Below are 16,428 nucleotides of genomic sequence, written 5' to 3'. Positions count from 1 at the left end.
ATAATAGAGCGTTTTAAACTAAACGAAAGATTTAAAGGTGATTATATGGATCTGTTTGAATTACAAGCACAAAAGAACTTACAAAAAGAAGCACCGCTCGCTGAGAGATTAAAACCTGAAAAATTAGAAGACTATGTAGGGCAAGAGCATATTTTAAGCAAGGGAAAGCTTTTACACCGAGCTATAAAAGCGGATAAGATAACTTCGTTACTACTTTATGGTCCGTCAGGTACAGGTAAAACTAGCTTGGCTAAAGTTATTGCAAATACAACGAAATCTAATTTTGTTAGACTTAATGCTGTAACAGATGGGCTAAAAGAATTAAGAGAAGTGGTAGCTGACGCTAAGAATAATTTAGGCATGTACAATACTAAAACCATATTATTTATAGATGAAATTCATAGATTTAATAAAGCTCAACAGGATGCATTGTTACCTTTTGTAGAAAAAGGCACAATAGTTTTAATTGGAGCAACTACGGAAAATCCGTATTTTGAAGTCAATAATGCATTAATATCTAGATCTATGCTATTTAAATTAGAACCATTAAGGAAAAAACATATTGAAAAGATTATTGCACGTGCGCTTGTTGATAAAGAAGTAGGATTTGGGAACACCGATATTTGTATGGAGAGTGAAGCTATAAGTTATCTTGCAGATATGGCAAATGGCGATGCAAGACGTGCACTTAATGCTTTGGAATTATCAGTACTCACTACGGATAGAGATGAAGATGGTAAAATAAAAATAACCCTTGCAGTTGTTCAGGAATGTCTCCAAAAAAAGCATATAAAATATGATAAGAATAGAGACGAGCATTATGATGTAATTTCTGCGTTTATTAAAAGTATGCGAGGATCGGACCCTGATGCTACAGTACATTACCTTGCTAGAATGATATACGCTGGGGAGGATCCAAAGTTTATTGCCAGGAGAATTGTAATAGCTGCATCCGAGGATGTGGGAAATGCTGATCCTATTGCGCTACTCGTAGCAAATAATGCAGCACAAGCGGTTCAGTTTATAGGCATGCCAGAAGCAAGAATTATTTTAGCACAGGCTGCAATTTATATAGCTTCAGCTCCCAAAAGTAATGCATCTTATATGGCTATAAATAATGCAATTAAAGATGTAGAAGAAAAAAATATAGGGGAAATACCTGTACATCTAAGGGATCAAAGTTATAGTGGTGCAAAGAAACTAGGACATGGAGTAGGATATTTGTACCCGCATGATTATGAGGGGAATTATGTAGCGCAGCAATATTTGCCTGATGAGCTAATTGGCAAAGTATATTATGAAGCCCTTGACAATGGATATGAGAAAAAAATTAAAGAACGCCTTAAGTCACATTCAAACAAATGAAGCAGATAACATAAACTTAGGTTTATGTTATCTGCCTCATTTGTTTGAATGCGCAAAAAAAAGTATATATTACGTATAATGCATTTAAGCGAGCTTTAGAACTTCTTGTTTTATTTTTAATTAAGATGCGTTAAGAAAAACATATGTTTGAGCGACAGCGAGTTTATGTTTTTAAGCAGATTAACTAAAAATAAAATTAGTAGTTCTTAGCGAAGTGAACGCATTAATAGTAATATATACTTGTTTATTTTTTATTTGAAAATATTTTTTTTATAATAGTTAAAATATCTACTATATATACTAAATATTTTTCAAAATATTCTGTTGTACCAATGGCAGAGGCAGTTGTTTTAACTACTACTTCAGTAACATCTTTTATGTTGTCTGTTACCTCATATAAGTTTTTAAATGTTTTTGGTAAAACAGACAATATTTCATCTATATTATCTTCATTTTTTTCGATAATTGAGTTTACACTTGATATAGTTTTAATAAGTTTTAATAACCCTATTATAAGTATAATTAAAATGACTACACCAAGAAAAAGCAATAAGCCTTGTCCTAATTTAAAAAAGTTTATATACATTAATAACACCACTATTCTATAAAATTTTGATTATTTTTTAGTTTCATTTTCAACTATAACAGGTTGTCCTACAACGGTATCTAAATCTTCATTGTCAGTTATAGTCATATCATCTTTTGTTTCAGAAATTACTTTTGAAGTCTTTTTTTCATTTAAATATTGAGAAACTTTAAATTTAGCATCTGTTACACTATCTTTGGCATCTGAGACTTTACTGTTAAGAGATTCTTTAAGGTCAGCACTTTTTTGTTTAATTTTAATTTTAGCATCTGTTACACTATCTTTAGCATCAGAGACTTTATTATTAATAGTTCTCGTAAGCTCTTTTGATGAACGAGCAATATCTTCTCTAGTTTCTTTTCCGGATTTTGGCGAAAAAAGTAAACCACCTAATAAACCACTAAGACTTCCAGCTGCGGTACCAATAAGTATTTTTTTTGCAGCTTTAATTCTTAATTTTCTTTCTTTTTCTTTTTTTTGTTTTTTATACCAATTTGAAAATATCATAAATGTTTCCCCCTCTAAATATAAAAACATTATATGGTTGTATATTATACAATATGTAGACTTTTGTCAATACATATAGGAAATGTAAAAAAATATACTGACAAGTACAAATTAAAACAAAAAGATTAGGACTTAGTTTTACACTAGGTCCTAATCTTTTTTGTTTTCATATGATTAATTAGAGCTTACAACCATTTGTGCAATATTATTTGAATGGTCTCCAACTCTTTCAAGATTGGTTAATAGTTCTAGATACACAGAGCTACCAGCAGGAGTGCATTCAAGGCGACTTAACCTAGATATATGCTCCTTTTTAAGCTGTCTTTCCATGGTATCTATCTTTTTTTCTACGTTCATTGCTTTGCGAGCAGATTCTAAGTCGGAATTTTCTAAAGCGGCTATTGCGTTATCAACACAGTATTTTACAGTTTCAAACATATATGTAACATCAGATAGTGATTTTTCTGAAAAAATGAGTTTATTAACCATTCTGCTTTTAGCAAGCTCACCTAAGTTGTCAGCATGATCTCCAATTCTCTCTATATCATTTACAACATTGTAAAGAGAAGTAATAATTTCAGATTGATGTTCGGATAGAGATGTGTTTGAAAGCGACACCATATAACTAGTTATTTCTCTCTCAAGATAGTTAATTGTAACCTCATGATCAATAACTGAGTTCATCATTTTTTCATCACAATTAAGGAAAGATTGCATCGCATTAGAAAGATTTATCGAGGCTAATTGACCCATTCTAGTAACTTCCTTAATAAGTTGTCCAACTGCGATAGAAGGAGTTTCCAGTAGTCTTCGATCTAAGTATTCGAGTACTAGAGCAGATGATTTTTCATCCTCACCAGGTACTAATTTATTAACAATTTTAACTAAAGCATTTATAAACCAAACTTGTATAAACACATTTGATACATTAAATAATGTGTGAGCATTTGCAATTTGTCTTTGAACATCTCCACCAAACATCGGAACAATTTTTAATACTAACTTGAAAGCTACCATAAATATTAATGTGCCTGTAAAGTTAAAAATCAAATGTAACAGTGCAGCTCTTTTAGCATTTTTAGTTGTGCCTATACTTGCAAGTAGTGCAGTAGCACAGGTTCCAATATTATCCCCGAAAAGTATCGGAAGTGCAACAGCAAGCGTTATACTACTATTTGAAGCAAGTGCCATTAATATTCCAATAGTAGCACTACTACTTTGAATTGTTGCTGTCATACAAAGACCAACAATAACTCCCATGAACGGGTGCTTTCCTAAAACTAAAATAAGATTCTTGAAGCTATCTAGTTCACTTAAAGGACTCATAGCAGTTTCCATCATTGACATACCAACAAATAATATACCGAAACCCAAAACAATCTCGCCAATGTCTTTAGTTTTCTTATTCTTGCAAAATAAAACTAAAGCAGCACCTATTGCAAGAACAAAGGGTGCGACATCTGTAAGTTTAAAGGCTATAAGTTGAGCAGTCATTGTAGTACCAACATTTGCTCCCATAATAACCCCAGCAGCTTGGAATAAATTCATAAGCCCTGCATTTACAAAACCTATAGTCATTACTGTAGTAGCACTACTGCTTTGAATAATTGCAGTGACACCTGCACCAACGAGTACAGCGAAAAACCTATTGCTAGTTAGAACCTCTAGCATTTTTTTTAGCTTTTCGCCAGCAGCCTTCTGGAGACCATCGCCCATTAGCTTCATTCCGTATACAAATAGTCCTAAACCACCTAAAAGTTGAAAAATCATTTTATAATCCATATTTTAATAACACTCCTCTAAATAGAATATTCCGATGAAATTTTATCACAACAATGTTAAGTTAGTGTTAAGTTTCGATAATTTATGTTAATTTTTAAAAAAAAATGTACATTATTTCAACAAATATTGCGAAATATTAAAGAAAGGTCTATAAGATTCTTCTTTTTGTTAAAATTTCAATTAGTATTAATGCAAAAGCTCCTCCAATGAGCGCAGTTATAAGCTGAGGTGACCCCATAGTAATAACTAGTTTATTAACTATTTTTGGAGGCATATTTAGATTGAATAAGGGAATAAGTTTTGATGCGGAAATTGATAGAAATATGTATTTTATAAAAGCCCCAGTTATAACTCCTAAATGTTCACCATATTTTCCACGTTTATTTAAAATTACAAAACTAAGAACAAATATTATGTTACCAATGATTATAAAGGGGAGGAAGGGTCCTAAAACGCTGGCAAGTTGTCCAGTTAACCAGGCGAGTAGCGGAGTTAAAGAAGCTACTAATACTCCGTAACCACCTCCACAAATTGCAGCTGTAAGTATAAGGATAGCATTAACAGCTGGTCCAACAAAAAATTGGCTTATTCCAGGTAAAGTCTTTCCTACTACTTGAAAAACTATAGCTAGAGCAAGAAAAAGACTTGCTTTTACCAGGTTAGTAACATTTCTATTTTTCATTTTAATCACTCCTAAATAGTTTTTTAAATACTAATTATACCATAATAATAGACAAATGCTGATATTATATGGTATCAGCAATAAGTGCATACTAATAGAAGCAGTGGAGAATATCATATTTGGTAAATAATAACAAAGAACAGTGAGAAAATATTAATGCTGTAACATTTGTTACCGACTTTCAATCTGTGCGCAACTATAATAAAGGTAGTTCAACAATAAAGGACAGATTACTTATGTTGATGTTAATTATTCAAAATACTAAATTTTTATATGGAAGATAATTAGTGCATTCAAATAAATACCAAGTTAATATGTGGCTATTTATTTGAAAGCGGCATTATAAAATTATTATCTATCCAAAAAACAGGAGGAATTTACAATGAGTATGTTTTGTTATCAATGTCAAGAAACTTCAAAGGGCACAGGATGCACATCACGAGGTGTTTGTGGTAAAACAGAGGATTTAGCTAATATGCAGGATTTATTAATATATGTTTTAAAAGGAATATCAATTTATAGCACAAGAGCAAGGGAACTAGGCGTAGAAAATCAGGAAGTAAATAAATTTGTAGTAAATGGATTATTCATGACTATAACAAATGCAAATTTTGATAAAGTTAGATTTATAGAAACAATAACAAAAGCATTAGAATTACGTGAAGTAATTAAGGCAGAACTCGTAAATGCCGGTGGAGTAATAGATGGTAAAATACCTGAATGTGCAATATGGATAGGTACTTCTGAAGAATTTGAGAGCAAATCTATGAATGTAGGAGTTCTTAAAACAGAAAATGAAGATGTAAGATCTTTAAGAGAACTTGTAACTTATGGTATCAAAGGAATGGCAGCTTATGCTGATCATGCATATAACTTAGGGTATGAAAACAATGACCTGCATGCATTTATGCAAAAAGGACTTGCACAAACTACTAATGATAACTTATCTGTTGATGAATTAGTTGCATTGGTACTTGAGTGTGGTAAATATGGAGTAGATGCTATGGCACTACTTGATGGAGCTAATACAACTACCTACGGAAATCCAGAAATTACAAAGGTTAATATAGGAACCCGTAATAACCCAGGAATATTAATTAGTGGACATGATTTAAAGGATATGGAAGAATTGTTAAAACAAACAGAAGGTACAGGAGTAGATGTATATACTCATAGTGAAATGTTACCAGCAAACTACTATCCAGCTTTTAAAAAATATGATCAACTTGTAGGTAACTACGGAAATGCGTGGTGGAAACAAAATTCAGAGTTTGAAAGCTTTAATGGACCAATACTAATGACAACAAACTGTATTACTCCTCCAAAGGATTCTTATAAAGAGCGAGTTTATACTACTGGAGCATCTGGATTTGCTTCCATGAACCACATAGCTGATAGGAAAGATGGAACTGCAAAAGATTTTTCAGCTATAATTGAGCATGCAAAAAAATGTAGTGCACCAATTGAAATTGAAAAAGGAGAAATAGTTGGAGGATTTGCTCACAATCAAGTAATAGCATTAGCTGATAAAGTTGTAGAAGCTGTTAAAACAGGAGCAATTAAAAGATTCTTTGTAATGGCTGGTTGTGATGGAAGAATGAAAGGCCGCGAATACTATACTGATTTTGCAAAAGAATTACCAACAGATACAGTTATTTTAACCGCGGGTTGTGCAAAATACAGATACAATAAATTAGAACTTGGAGATATTGGTGGAATTCCTAGAGTCCTAGATGCAGGACAATGTAATGATTCATATTCATTAGTTGTTATTGCAATGAAGCTACAAGAAGTATTTGGACTCGATGATATCAATGAATTACCAATAACATATAATATTGCATGGTATGAGCAAAAAGCTGTAATAGTGTTATTAGCATTACTTCACCTAGGCGTTAAAAATATTCACTTAGGACCAACATTACCAGCATTTTTATCCCCAAATGTTGTCAATGTATTAGTAGAGAACTTTGGAATAGCTGGAATTTCTAGCGTAGAAGAAGATATAAAAATGTTTATGGCTTAAGAAGTTGAACAAGCATCCTAAAAAGGGTGCTTGTACTTATTTAATGACATTTCAGAAGGAAAGTCTCCAATTTCTATAAGTGGGAGTATATGTGCAGCGACCCAGGAGATGATTTAATTACATTGCATAATAAGTTTACATTAATTTAATAGTTAAAAGCAAAATAATAATGATTAATCTTTAAATTAAGTGAAATCCGACAATTTAAGTGGCTATATTTAAATTCTCGAGAATATATTTTAAAAAACCCTTGAATAATTCCAAAATGTATTTTAAACTATAGAAGAGGTAATTTTAACATGAATATTGATTATAAGGTATTAAAATCTCTTAGTAGTAATGTTGTTGTTTCAGAGAAAGACGATAATGTCTATGTTCTTTTTGGTAAAGGAATAGGATTTGGTAAAAAACCTGGTGAACTTATAGCTAAAGGGAGTGCCATAGACCAGAAATTTATTAAAATAGATGATAGTGAAAAAGCTAACTATGTGGAAATCATTCAAAATGTAGAAGGTAAAATATTGGCAGTAGCAGAAGAAATAATTTCTTTTGCGGAAGATAGGTTACAAGAAAAATTAAATTCACATATACATGTTGGTCTAAGCGACCATATTAGTTTTGCAATTAAAAGAATGGAACTTGGAATTAATATAGTTAATCCATTTCTAAATGAAATACAAACATTATACCCTAATGAATATAGCATAGCAGAAAAAGGAACAAAATTTATCAAAGAAAAATTAAATGTGGCTTTGCCAGAAAGTGAAATCGGTTTTATTACTCTTCATATATATTCTGCAAGAGTTAACGAGGAAGTGTCTCAAAGCCTTAAGTATACTAGAATCGTTAAAGAAGTAATGGAATATATCCAAGAGTTACTTGGAATAAAAACTAGTGAAAAATCAATGGAATATGGGAGATTAGTTTCTCATTTAAGGTATGCTTTAGATAGAATAGATAATGATAAGGTTCTAAAAAATGTAATGCTGGGATCTGTTAAAGCTCAGATGAGCGAAGACTTTGAAATTTCTAAGAAAGTATGTGAATTTATATCAGAAAAACTTTCAAAAGAAGTTTGTGAAGATGAAGCTTCATATATTTGTATGCATGTACATAGATTAAAGCAATCAAATTAAAAAACAAAGTTTATAATGTTAGGTGTGTTACTGATTAGATCAGGCATGAGCCATATAAAATGCTAATGAGCATCTTATTAGTTTATGTCTTTTTTTAGAACGTTTTAAAAAGAATGTATAAAGATACTAAAGTAGATAAAGCTACTTTAGTGGATTTTAAAATGTATTTGAAATTCGAAAGATTGCATAAACTAATGTTTATATAATTATTTAAGATTTAAAGTGAAATCTCATAATAAAGAAATTTTAGGTGGATAATAATTAATAATTGAATCTACCTTAGAGAAAGGCGAGGATGATAAAAATGTTTAGTTTTTTAAAAAAGAGCAAAGAAGGAAAGAGTATGATTTTAAAATCTCCAGTTGTGGGAAGATGTTTTGACATATCAGAAATACCTGATGAAGTTTTTTCATCTAAAATGTTAGGTAATGGGATAGGATTTGAATCTACAGAAGGAGTATTATATTCACCAGTTGATGGTGAAATTCTTCAAGTATTCCCTACAAAACATGCCTTAATTTTAAAGAGCAAAGAAGGTATAGAGATACTACTTCACATAGGTATTGATACTGTAGAGATGAAGGGTGAGGGCTTCGAAGCTTTTGCGCAAAAGGGACAACAAGTTAAGGCTGGAGATAAATTATTAACTTTTAATAATGAATTAATAAAAGCTAAAGCTAAAACTAATTTAAGTGTTCTAGTTCTTACAGATAATGAAATAATGGAATCTGTAGAATTTAAGTTAGGGACTGTAGATAAAAATGATGAAGTTATAACAATAAAAATAAAAAAATAGGGAGCGTATATCATGATGGAAAAAAAAGCAATAGTTAAAAGTGAAAGTGGAATACATGCAAGGCCGGCATTATCAGTAGTTAAAGAGGCTTCTAAGTTTAAATCAGAAGTTCTTATAGTAAAAGAGGGCAATGAGTATAATGCAAAAAGTATAGTAGCTATAATGTGTATGGCAGCTGTTAAAGATGATGAAATAACAATAAAAACTACTGGTGATGATGAAGAAGCCGCTGCGGTAGCTATGGTAAAACTTATAGAAGAAGGACTTGGGAAATAGGGGGAATAAGCTATGTTAAAGGCAATAGGTGCATCTCTTGGAATAGCTATAGGCAAAGCATTAGTTATTAGAGAAGAAGTCTTAGAGATAAAGGAAAGCAAGGTAATAGATTCAGAGGTTGAGCTAGCTAGGTTTAATGATGCCTTGCAAGAAGCAATTACTGAACTTGAAAAAATAGTTAAAAATGTAAAAGAAAAGCTAGGCAGTGAGAAGTCAGAAATATTCGAAGCACATTTATGTATGCTTGAGGATCCAGAATTCATAGGAGCTATTCAAAAGAAAATAGCAAGCGATAAATTCAATGCTGAATACTCACTACAAACTGTAGCAGCACAAACAGCAGCTATTTTTGAAAATATGGATAATGAATATATGACTGAGAGAGCAGCAGACATTAGAGATGTAAGCAAAAGAGTGTTAAATGTGCTAATGGGTATAAAAGTAGCTTCTATTTCAGAAATTAAAGAAGAGTGTATAATAATAGCAAAGGATCTTACTCCGTCAGATACAGCACAAATTGATAAAGCTAAAGTTTTGGCATTTGTAACTGAAATAGGTGGGAAAACTGCACATACCTCAATTATTGCACGTTCTTTAGAGTTACCAGCAGTCGTAGGTGCAGGTAATGGCATAAGTGAAATTAAAGATGGCGATTTAATTATTGTAGATGGAGAAGAAGGTATAGTTATAATTAATCCTGATGAAGCGACTTTAAACGATTATAAAGAACGCCGAAAAGAATTCATTGAATCTAAACATCAGCTACTTAAATATGCCACTATGAAATCTACTACAATAGATGGCAAAACAGTTGAATTAGCTGCAAATATAGGATCATCGGAAGATTTAGAATCTGTTTTGAAAAATGGTGCAGAAGCTATAGGATTATTTAGAACAGAGTTTTTATATATGTCAAAAGATGCACTTCCAACTGAGGAAGAACAATTTAAGGAATACAAGTCAGTTATTGAAAAAATGGATGGAAAACCTGTTATTATAAGAACCTTAGATATTGGTGGAGACAAGAAATTGAATTACTTACCTATGGACGAGGAAATGAATCCATTTTTAGGATATAGAGCTATAAGACTTTGCCTTGATAGAACAGACGTATTTACAACTCAATTAAGAGCTTTAGTAAGGGCATCTGCATATGGCAAGCTTAAAATCATGTTTCCTATGATATGCAATCTTCAAGAACTTAGAATGGCTAAAAAAATACTCGCGCAGTGTAAAAATGAACTTAAGTCAGAGGGCGTAGTATTTGATGAGAATATTGAAGTGGGTATTATGATAGAAATACCATCAGCTGCAATAATGTCAGATGTATTAGCTAAAGAAGTAGACTTCTTTAGTATAGGTACTAATGATTTAATTCAATATACATTGGCAGTTGATAGAATGAATGAGAAAATATCATATTTATATGATTTTTATCATCCAGCTGTTTTAAGACTTATTAAAATCGTAATAGATAATGGTCACAAGGCAGGAATAAAGGTAAACATGTGTGGTGAAATGGCAGGGGATACAAATCTTATTCCTGTACTACTTGGATTTGGATTAGATGAATTCAGTATGAGTGCCTCTTCAATATTAAGAGCACGTAAAACTGTTACAAATTCTAGCTATGAAGAATGCATAAAGCTATCAGAACCAGTATTATCATTTGGAGATTCAGATGAAATAAAGGAATATATAAAAGCTAATATTAAGGCATAAGGCCTATATTAGTAAATAAGGCTTATACTAACGTATAAGTAATAAAATCAATCGTTTCACTAAAGCAATCTATTCTTAATAAAGGATAGGTTGCTTTTTTGCACTAAAGTTCTATATAATATATTTATGTGAAAAATATTTTAAGGATGCCTTCATAAATGTCCATTATGTAAAGGATGAGATTAGATGATTAAATTAAAAGAGAAACTTATATTTCATATAGATGTTAATTCAGCGTTTCTTTCTTGGAGTGCTACGGATAAACTTAGAAAAGGCTCGGATATTGATTTAAGAGATATAGCCTCGGTAATAGGCGGGGACGCGGAGTCTAGAAGAGGAGTAGTACTCGCAAAATCTATGATAGCTAAAAAAAGTGGAATAATAACAGGAGAGAGTTTATTTACTGCAAGAAAGAAGTGTAAAAACATGATAGTTATATCACCTGACTTTAGGTTATATGAAAGATGTAGTAGAAGTATGAGAGAAATTTTTGGAGACTATACACCTTATGTGGAGAAATTTTCTATAGATGAATGTTTTCTAGATATGACAAGTTATAATACCTCAAAAGAAGCAGCACTCAAGATAGCTTGGGATATTAAGGACAGAATAAAAAATGAACTTGGATTTACAGTAAATGTGGGCATATCAAATGTTAAGCTTCTAGCTAAGATGGCATCTGATTTTGAGAAACCTGATAAAGTGCATACGCTTTATGAAAATGAAATAGAAAAGAAACTGTGGAATCTTCCAGTTGGTGAGCTTTTCATGGTTGGAAAGAGAACCGTTCCTAGGCTTAATAATTTAAACATATTTACTATAGGAGATTTAGCTCAGTATGATGTTGGATTTTTGAAATACCACTTTAAAAGTAGTGGACTTATGATGTGGAAATATGCCAATGGTATAGATAATAGAGAGGTAAAGTCAAATAAACATGAGCTAAAAGGAATAAGCAATTCGACTACATTATCAGAAGATGTTAAAAGTAAAGATGAAGCCTATAAAATATTATTAGCATTAGTAGAGCACACAGCTTCTAGATTAAGAAATATAAAAAAATGCTGTTACTGTATTTGCATAACTATAAGGAATCATGAATTTGTTGATTATTCGCGTAGCACGACTTTAAAAAGTGCTACAGATTCAACGCAGGAAATACTAAAAACAGTAAAAAAACTTTTTGATGAATTATGGAAGGGAGATCCAATAAGACTACTAGGAGTTTCTCTTAATAATCTAAGTGAGGATAATTTCAAACAAATATCAATTTTTGATATTGGTAATGATTCTGATGAAAAGAAAAGGGCAATAGACAAAACTATAGACCGTATTAGACGCAAATATGGTGAAACTTCAGTTATGAAATCAGTATTTCTAAAAAATAAATAGTTTATTAAGTCGCAAAGAGAACAAACATATATTATACACTGTTGTTCTAAATAATAAAAAAATGATATAGACTAGGTAAGAAGTATTATTTGAGAAAATGTAACGGAGGTATATGTAAATATGGATAATCGAGCACTTATACCATTATACCTTAATGAAAATATGATAAATAATTTATATACAATTGTAATACAGGAATTTGCCGAAATCAAAAGTGAAAGTACGAGAAAACAGTTAACTATTAGTACCAATACACCATTATATGAACTTACTTGTGGTAAAATAAGGCAAGGAGATTTAAATGTTCAACTTCTTAATGAATTCTCGTCGCAGAAAATTGAAGAAAGAGTTTCGATTGTAATAACAATACTGTCAAGGATAAAAAATATACTAAATGATCAAAGTTTGTTAAAGGTTATAAATAATGAGAGTGATGTAAAGAATATGAAGGAATTTGATTTTGTTCAGTTTACTAGTGAATTGTATAAAAATCCAGTTATAGAATATATAGAAGATATGATTAGGGTTATGGAAATGCAATTGGCTTTTTCACCGGAAACTGTGGAAAACGGTGCTGAAAGCCAAGAGCAAAGAGTTAAGAAGCAAGTTTTAAAGGTCTTGAAAGATGATATGGAAAATTGTAAAAGAGAAAAATGTTTAAAATTCATTAGTAGTAATATAGGGACGAGCAATACAAAAGTTGTAGTGCCCTTAGAGATAAAAAATATGGCAGACAATTTAGATTATATTGAAGGTGCTAAAATCACTGTCCTTGGTAAGGTGGTAAAAATTCCAAAGGAAAATGAAATTAATAACTATAGTTTACTAAGTGGCACATACTTTGATTATTTGAATGAAGAGTATTTTAAAGAATTTAAAAATAGATTTCTAAAAGATACAAGTTTAATTAGTGATTATGATAAAAAACAAATAGAAATTACCGGATCTGTGATTGAAATTATACCTATAGCAATGTATATTTAGAATTAAGATTACAGTGAAAATAAAGGGTGAGTGGAATGATTAAAGATAATACTATATTTGTAGGCTTTATGTTTATACCAAATGATGTAAAAGTAATTTTAGACACTTTAAAAAATAATGGATATGAATCTTATATAGTGGGAGGAAGTATACGTGATTCCAAAATCGGGACATCCATGCCCAAGGACTATGATGTAACTACCAATGCCCTACCACAAGAGGTTATCAAACTCTTTGACAAAACTGTGCCTACAGGTATAGAACACGGAACTGTTACTGTTATGATAAATGGAGATGGATACGAAGTTACAACTTACAGAATAGATGGTGAATACTTGGACAATAGAAGACCGGATGGTGTTACTTTTGTTTTAAATTTAAAAGAAGACTTAGCAAGACGTGATTTCACTATAAATGCTTTAGCTTTTAATGAGGAAGATGGGCTTATAGATTATTTTGGTGGCACCGAAGATTTAGAGAATAAAATAATTAGAGCTGTAGGCGAGCCTAATAAAAGGTTTCAAGAAGATGCGCTAAGAATGCTTAGAGCTATTCGTTTTTCAGCCAGGTTAGATTTTGAAATAGAAGAAAAAACTTTAGAGGCTATAAAAGCAAATTCGTTACTTATATTAAATGTAAGTAATGAAAGAATTAGAGATGAATTATGCAAAATGATGGTATCTAATTATACAACAAAAGCTTTAAGATTACTTGAAGAGACTAAACTATTAGAGGTCATACTACCAGAGATTCAATTAGCTGTAGGGTTTAATCAGCAAAATCCTCATCATGATAAAGATATATTTGAACATACTTTGTCGGTTGTGGAAAAATGCCCACATTCACTTAATGTGAGAATAGCAGCATTATTACATGACATAGCTAAACCTTACTGTTTCACTATTGACAAAGATGGGATAGGTCATTTTTATGGACATGATAAAAAAGGTGTTATATTATCTGAGCAAATACTAGGGCGTCTTAGATTTGATAATCAAAGTATAAGTGAAATTAGTGTTTTAGTAAAGGAACATATGAATGTGCTTACAAAACCAACAGATGCTTCTGTAAAACGTCTTATTAATAGAGTGGGTGTAGATTTAGTATGTGATCTCTTCGCCTTGCAAAGAGCGGATGCACTAGGTTCACGTTTTCCAGAAGTGAGATTAAAAGAAATTAATAAGGTAGAAGAAAAAACATTAGCTATCTTAGAATCTAAAGTTCCACTATCTATAAAAGAACTTGCAATAAACGGTGGAGATTTAATGAGTGAATTTTCTATTAAACCAGGAGAAAAAATAGGTGATATGCTTAGATTTCTTTTAGATAAAGTATTAGAAAATCCGCAATTGAATAGTAAAGAGAAACTTTTAGCTATAATTTATGATGAATATGTAAAGTGAAAAACTAAAATCGAAGACTACTCTTCTCCTATTTCTTCAAGTAAAGGTTCTTTACTTCCCTTATTTTTCATAGTTTTTAGAATCATAGGTATTAAATCCTTTATAGGAGTTCCTTCAATAGGTGAAATATCAAAATGTAATGCTCCATTTGCTTCAAAGAGTGTTAGAAGCTCTTGAATAGTATCTCCTTCAAATATAGATATGCATAATAGTATGAACTTTCTCTGGAAATGATTTCAGGTCGCACAGGGGAAAGTTATACGGATGCATTTTTTTTATTCTAGGAGATTTCCTTTTGAGTTATTATGAAAATTTGGTATAAAACATTTACTTAGGCACAAAATAATACATGAGAGAAGGTGTAGTGTTTGAAAGCTAGTGAAATAATTACTGTACTAAATGAAAATGGTGAGAAAGTCGACTTAGAACTGATCGATGCTATTAAAATGGATGGAAATGAATATGTGATAGTTGGTCCTAAAGATTCGGATGAGGCATATGCTTACAAGTCAGTTGTAGTTAATGGAGAAACAGAATACTTGTCCATAGGACAGGGCCAAGAGTTTAAAAAAGTATTACAGAAGTTTAGCGAGCAGTAATACTGCGGTGGCAGAGGCAACATATTTAGAAGTATGTAGTAATAATAAGTAATTAGGAGGAGTATATATGAAGAGTCGTGAAGAAGCTAAGAAGGAAAATTTACGTGATTATATTAAGAAAGATACAAAAACACAAAATGGACATTCTAAAAATCAAATTATTCAAACCGTTGAAGAAAGCGCATATAACGAAAGTGTTTTTGAAACCAAAAAAAATGGATATTAGGTATCTGAAAAAAAACAACTAATAAAAGATACATTAATAAAAAGAGCAGGTGTTTGTTATCTAAGCTATGATAGTATATAGTTTAAATAAAGGTTAGCTTGCTCTTTTTGTTATAATAACAAAATGTGATGTAAATAAAAAAATATCAATAATAGATAGAAAGGACTTAATATATGATAAAAATGTTTGAAGAATTTGAGAGGCATTTAATGGAAGATAATAAGCCGTCTATATATTTCGATAAAATAATAAATAATAAGATCATCTTTAATGAATATCCATATACATTGTTAAGTCGTTTAGTAGATATTCCCCAATCTCCACAGTATCACCCAGAAGGAAATGTATGGATTCACACAATGTTAGTTGTGGATAATGCAGCAAAAGTAAAGGAGAAAAGTGAATGTCCTAGAGCGTTTATGTGGGGGGCATTATTACATGATTTAGGGAAAGCACCTACTACAAAAATCAGGAAAGGAAAAATAACGTCTTATGACCATGACAAGGTTGGTGAAGAGCTTAGCATAAAATTTCTTGAAGCGCTTACAGATGAGGTCGAATTAATTAATCAAGTTTCAGCTTTAGTTAGATGGCATATGCAAACTCTTTTTGTAAACAAAAAATTACCTTTTGGGGATATGAAAAACATGTCGCAAGAAATATCTTTTAAAGAAATTGCCTTATTATCACAGTGTGATAGACTTGGTAGAGGGGAAATCAGTGAGGATAAAGTTAAAGAGGAGAAAGAAAATATTAAATCTTTTATTCGCACTTGTGAAGAGTATTTATCGCGCTCAAAATAATTTACATAGATTAAGCACTAAATTACTTTGTGAGTTTAACGAGTATAGTATAAAAAGGATTTATTTTTATGGAAAAACCTATGATATACTAATAAAGTATGCAACAAATAAAATTCATTGAATTTACGAAGTTTGGAGATGAT

The 16,428-nt window shown here is 31.1% G+C and carries 16 protein-coding genes; 12 read left to right on the top strand and 4 right to left on the bottom strand.

All coding sequences use genetic code 11. The features are described 5' to 3' along the window. Positions 1 to 45 precede the first annotated feature (45 nt). Complete coding sequence (locus ACWJKS_RS14250; RefSeq protein WP_220319641.1) at positions 46 to 1,365, top strand: replication-associated recombination protein A; 1,320 nt, start codon at positions 46 to 48, stop codon at positions 1,363 to 1,365. A gap of 244 nt (positions 1,366 to 1,609) precedes the next feature. Here ACWJKS_RS14250 and ACWJKS_RS14245 read toward each other — a convergent pair whose 3' ends face one another. From ACWJKS_RS14245 to ACWJKS_RS14230, 4 genes are all read right to left on the bottom strand, one after another. Continuing rightward, a complete protein-coding gene (locus tag ACWJKS_RS14245; RefSeq protein ID WP_216301998.1) occupies positions 1,610 to 1,951 on the bottom strand; it encodes a hypothetical protein in 342 nt (113 codons plus the stop codon). 30 nt (positions 1,952 to 1,981) lie between these two features. After that, entirely contained in the window at positions 1,982 to 2,458 is a 477-nt protein-coding gene (locus ACWJKS_RS14240) for a YtxH domain-containing protein (protein ID WP_216301999.1), read from the bottom strand. A gap of 174 nt (positions 2,459 to 2,632) precedes the next feature. Continuing rightward, positions 2,633 to 4,240 (bottom strand): Na/Pi cotransporter family protein, encoded by a 1,608-nt coding sequence (locus tag ACWJKS_RS14235; protein WP_462959820.1) that lies wholly within the window; start codon positions 4,238 to 4,240, stop codon positions 2,633 to 2,635. 148 nt (positions 4,241 to 4,388) lie between these two features. Beyond that, positions 4,389 to 4,922: an ECF transporter S component gene (locus tag ACWJKS_RS14230; protein WP_216302001.1), complete on the bottom strand. Its 534-nt coding sequence runs from the start codon at positions 4,920 to 4,922 to the stop codon at positions 4,389 to 4,391. 382 nt (positions 4,923 to 5,304) lie between these two features. Between ACWJKS_RS14230 and hcp the strand changes: the two genes are divergently transcribed. The 11 genes from hcp (at position 5,305) to ACWJKS_RS14175 (ending at position 16,285) form a co-directional block, all read left to right on the top strand. Then, positions 5,305 to 6,948 (top strand): hydroxylamine reductase, encoded by a 1,644-nt coding sequence (gene hcp, locus ACWJKS_RS14225; protein ID WP_462959819.1) that lies wholly within the window; start codon positions 5,305 to 5,307, stop codon positions 6,946 to 6,948. Positions 6,949 to 7,247: 299 nt separating this feature from the next. Beyond that, the gene (locus tag ACWJKS_RS14220; RefSeq protein ID WP_216302003.1) at positions 7,248 to 8,084 is read left to right on the top strand and encodes a PRD domain-containing protein; all 837 of its coding nucleotides are present in this window, start codon (positions 7,248 to 7,250) and stop codon (positions 8,082 to 8,084) included. 304 nt (positions 8,085 to 8,388) lie between these two features. Further along, positions 8,389 to 8,880 carry a PTS sugar transporter subunit IIA gene (locus tag ACWJKS_RS14215; protein WP_165411712.1) on the top strand — a complete coding sequence of 164 codons (492 nt, stop codon included), beginning with the start codon at positions 8,389 to 8,391 and terminating at the stop codon, positions 8,878 to 8,880. A gap of 12 nt (positions 8,881 to 8,892) precedes the next feature. Further along, positions 8,893 to 9,156 carry an HPr family phosphocarrier protein gene (locus ACWJKS_RS14210; protein ID WP_216302004.1) on the top strand — a complete coding sequence of 88 codons (264 nt, stop codon included), beginning with the start codon at positions 8,893 to 8,895 and terminating at the stop codon, positions 9,154 to 9,156. Positions 9,157 to 9,168: 12 nt separating this feature from the next. Further along, the gene (gene ptsP / locus ACWJKS_RS14205) at positions 9,169 to 10,878 is read left to right on the top strand and encodes a phosphoenolpyruvate--protein phosphotransferase (protein ID WP_462959818.1); all 1,710 of its coding nucleotides are present in this window, start codon (positions 9,169 to 9,171) and stop codon (positions 10,876 to 10,878) included. A 186-nt stretch (positions 10,879 to 11,064) separates the two neighbouring features. Beyond that, positions 11,065 to 12,270, top strand: coding sequence for a DNA polymerase Y family protein (locus tag ACWJKS_RS14200; RefSeq protein ID WP_462959817.1), 1,206 nt, complete (start codon positions 11,065 to 11,067; stop codon positions 12,268 to 12,270). Between the two features lie 120 nt (positions 12,271 to 12,390). Next, entirely contained in the window at positions 12,391 to 13,254 is an 864-nt protein-coding gene (locus tag ACWJKS_RS14195) for a DUF6414 family protein (RefSeq protein ID WP_462959816.1), read from the top strand. Positions 13,255 to 13,289: 35 nt separating this feature from the next. Further along, positions 13,290 to 14,657, top strand: coding sequence for a CCA tRNA nucleotidyltransferase (locus ACWJKS_RS14190; RefSeq protein ID WP_462959815.1), 1,368 nt, complete (start codon positions 13,290 to 13,292; stop codon positions 14,655 to 14,657). Positions 14,658 to 15,025: 368 nt separating this feature from the next. Further along, positions 15,026 to 15,256 carry a DUF1292 domain-containing protein gene (locus ACWJKS_RS14185; RefSeq protein WP_165411717.1) on the top strand — a complete coding sequence of 77 codons (231 nt, stop codon included), beginning with the start codon at positions 15,026 to 15,028 and terminating at the stop codon, positions 15,254 to 15,256. A 67-nt stretch (positions 15,257 to 15,323) separates the two neighbouring features. Continuing rightward, positions 15,324 to 15,482 carry a hypothetical protein gene (locus ACWJKS_RS14180; protein WP_165411718.1) on the top strand — a complete coding sequence of 53 codons (159 nt, stop codon included), beginning with the start codon at positions 15,324 to 15,326 and terminating at the stop codon, positions 15,480 to 15,482. Positions 15,483 to 15,655: 173 nt separating this feature from the next. Further along, a complete protein-coding gene (locus ACWJKS_RS14175) occupies positions 15,656 to 16,285 on the top strand; it encodes an HD domain-containing protein (RefSeq protein WP_462959814.1) in 630 nt (209 codons plus the stop codon). Positions 16,286 to 16,428: the final 143 nt, after the last annotated feature.

It is taken from the genome of Clostridium sp. CM038 (assembly GCF_055081105.1).
Note: the sequence above shows the minus strand (reverse complement) of the source record. Positions and strands in the feature narration are given on the sequence as shown.

What these genes read in the sequence shown, in the direction of transcription:
- ACWJKS_RS14190 (WP_462959815.1), top strand. Translation starts at nt 13,290, where the DNA reads ATGATTAAAGATAATACTATATTTGTAGGCTTTATGTTTATACCAAAT.
- ACWJKS_RS14210 (WP_216302004.1), top strand. Translation starts at nt 8,893, where the DNA reads ATGATGGAAAAAAAAGCAATAGTTAAAAGTGAAAGTGGAATACATGCA.
- ACWJKS_RS14240 (WP_216301999.1), bottom strand. Translation starts at nt 2,458, where the DNA reads ATGATATTTTCAAATTGGTATAAAAAACAAAAAAAAGAAAAAGAAAGA.
- ptsP (WP_462959818.1), top strand. Translation starts at nt 9,169, where the DNA reads ATGTTAAAGGCAATAGGTGCATCTCTTGGAATAGCTATAGGCAAAGCA.
- ACWJKS_RS14215 (WP_165411712.1), top strand. Translation starts at nt 8,389, where the DNA reads ATGTTTAGTTTTTTAAAAAAGAGCAAAGAAGGAAAGAGTATGATTTTA.
- ACWJKS_RS14250 (WP_220319641.1), top strand. Translation starts at nt 46, where the DNA reads ATGGATCTGTTTGAATTACAAGCACAAAAGAACTTACAAAAAGAAGCA.
- ACWJKS_RS14195 (WP_462959816.1), top strand. Translation starts at nt 12,391, where the DNA reads ATGGATAATCGAGCACTTATACCATTATACCTTAATGAAAATATGATA.
- ACWJKS_RS14200 (WP_462959817.1), top strand. Translation starts at nt 11,065, where the DNA reads ATGATTAAATTAAAAGAGAAACTTATATTTCATATAGATGTTAATTCA.
- ACWJKS_RS14175 (WP_462959814.1), top strand. Translation starts at nt 15,656, where the DNA reads ATGATAAAAATGTTTGAAGAATTTGAGAGGCATTTAATGGAAGATAAT.
- ACWJKS_RS14230 (WP_216302001.1), bottom strand. Translation starts at nt 4,922, where the DNA reads ATGAAAAATAGAAATGTTACTAACCTGGTAAAAGCAAGTCTTTTTCTT.
- ACWJKS_RS14235 (WP_462959820.1), bottom strand. Translation starts at nt 4,240, where the DNA reads ATGGATTATAAAATGATTTTTCAACTTTTAGGTGGTTTAGGACTATTT.
- ACWJKS_RS14180 (WP_165411718.1), top strand. Translation starts at nt 15,324, where the DNA reads ATGAAGAGTCGTGAAGAAGCTAAGAAGGAAAATTTACGTGATTATATT.
- hcp (WP_462959819.1), top strand. Translation starts at nt 5,305, where the DNA reads ATGAGTATGTTTTGTTATCAATGTCAAGAAACTTCAAAGGGCACAGGA.
- ACWJKS_RS14220 (WP_216302003.1), top strand. Translation starts at nt 7,248, where the DNA reads ATGAATATTGATTATAAGGTATTAAAATCTCTTAGTAGTAATGTTGTT.
- ACWJKS_RS14245 (WP_216301998.1), bottom strand. Translation starts at nt 1,951, where the DNA reads ATGTATATAAACTTTTTTAAATTAGGACAAGGCTTATTGCTTTTTCTT.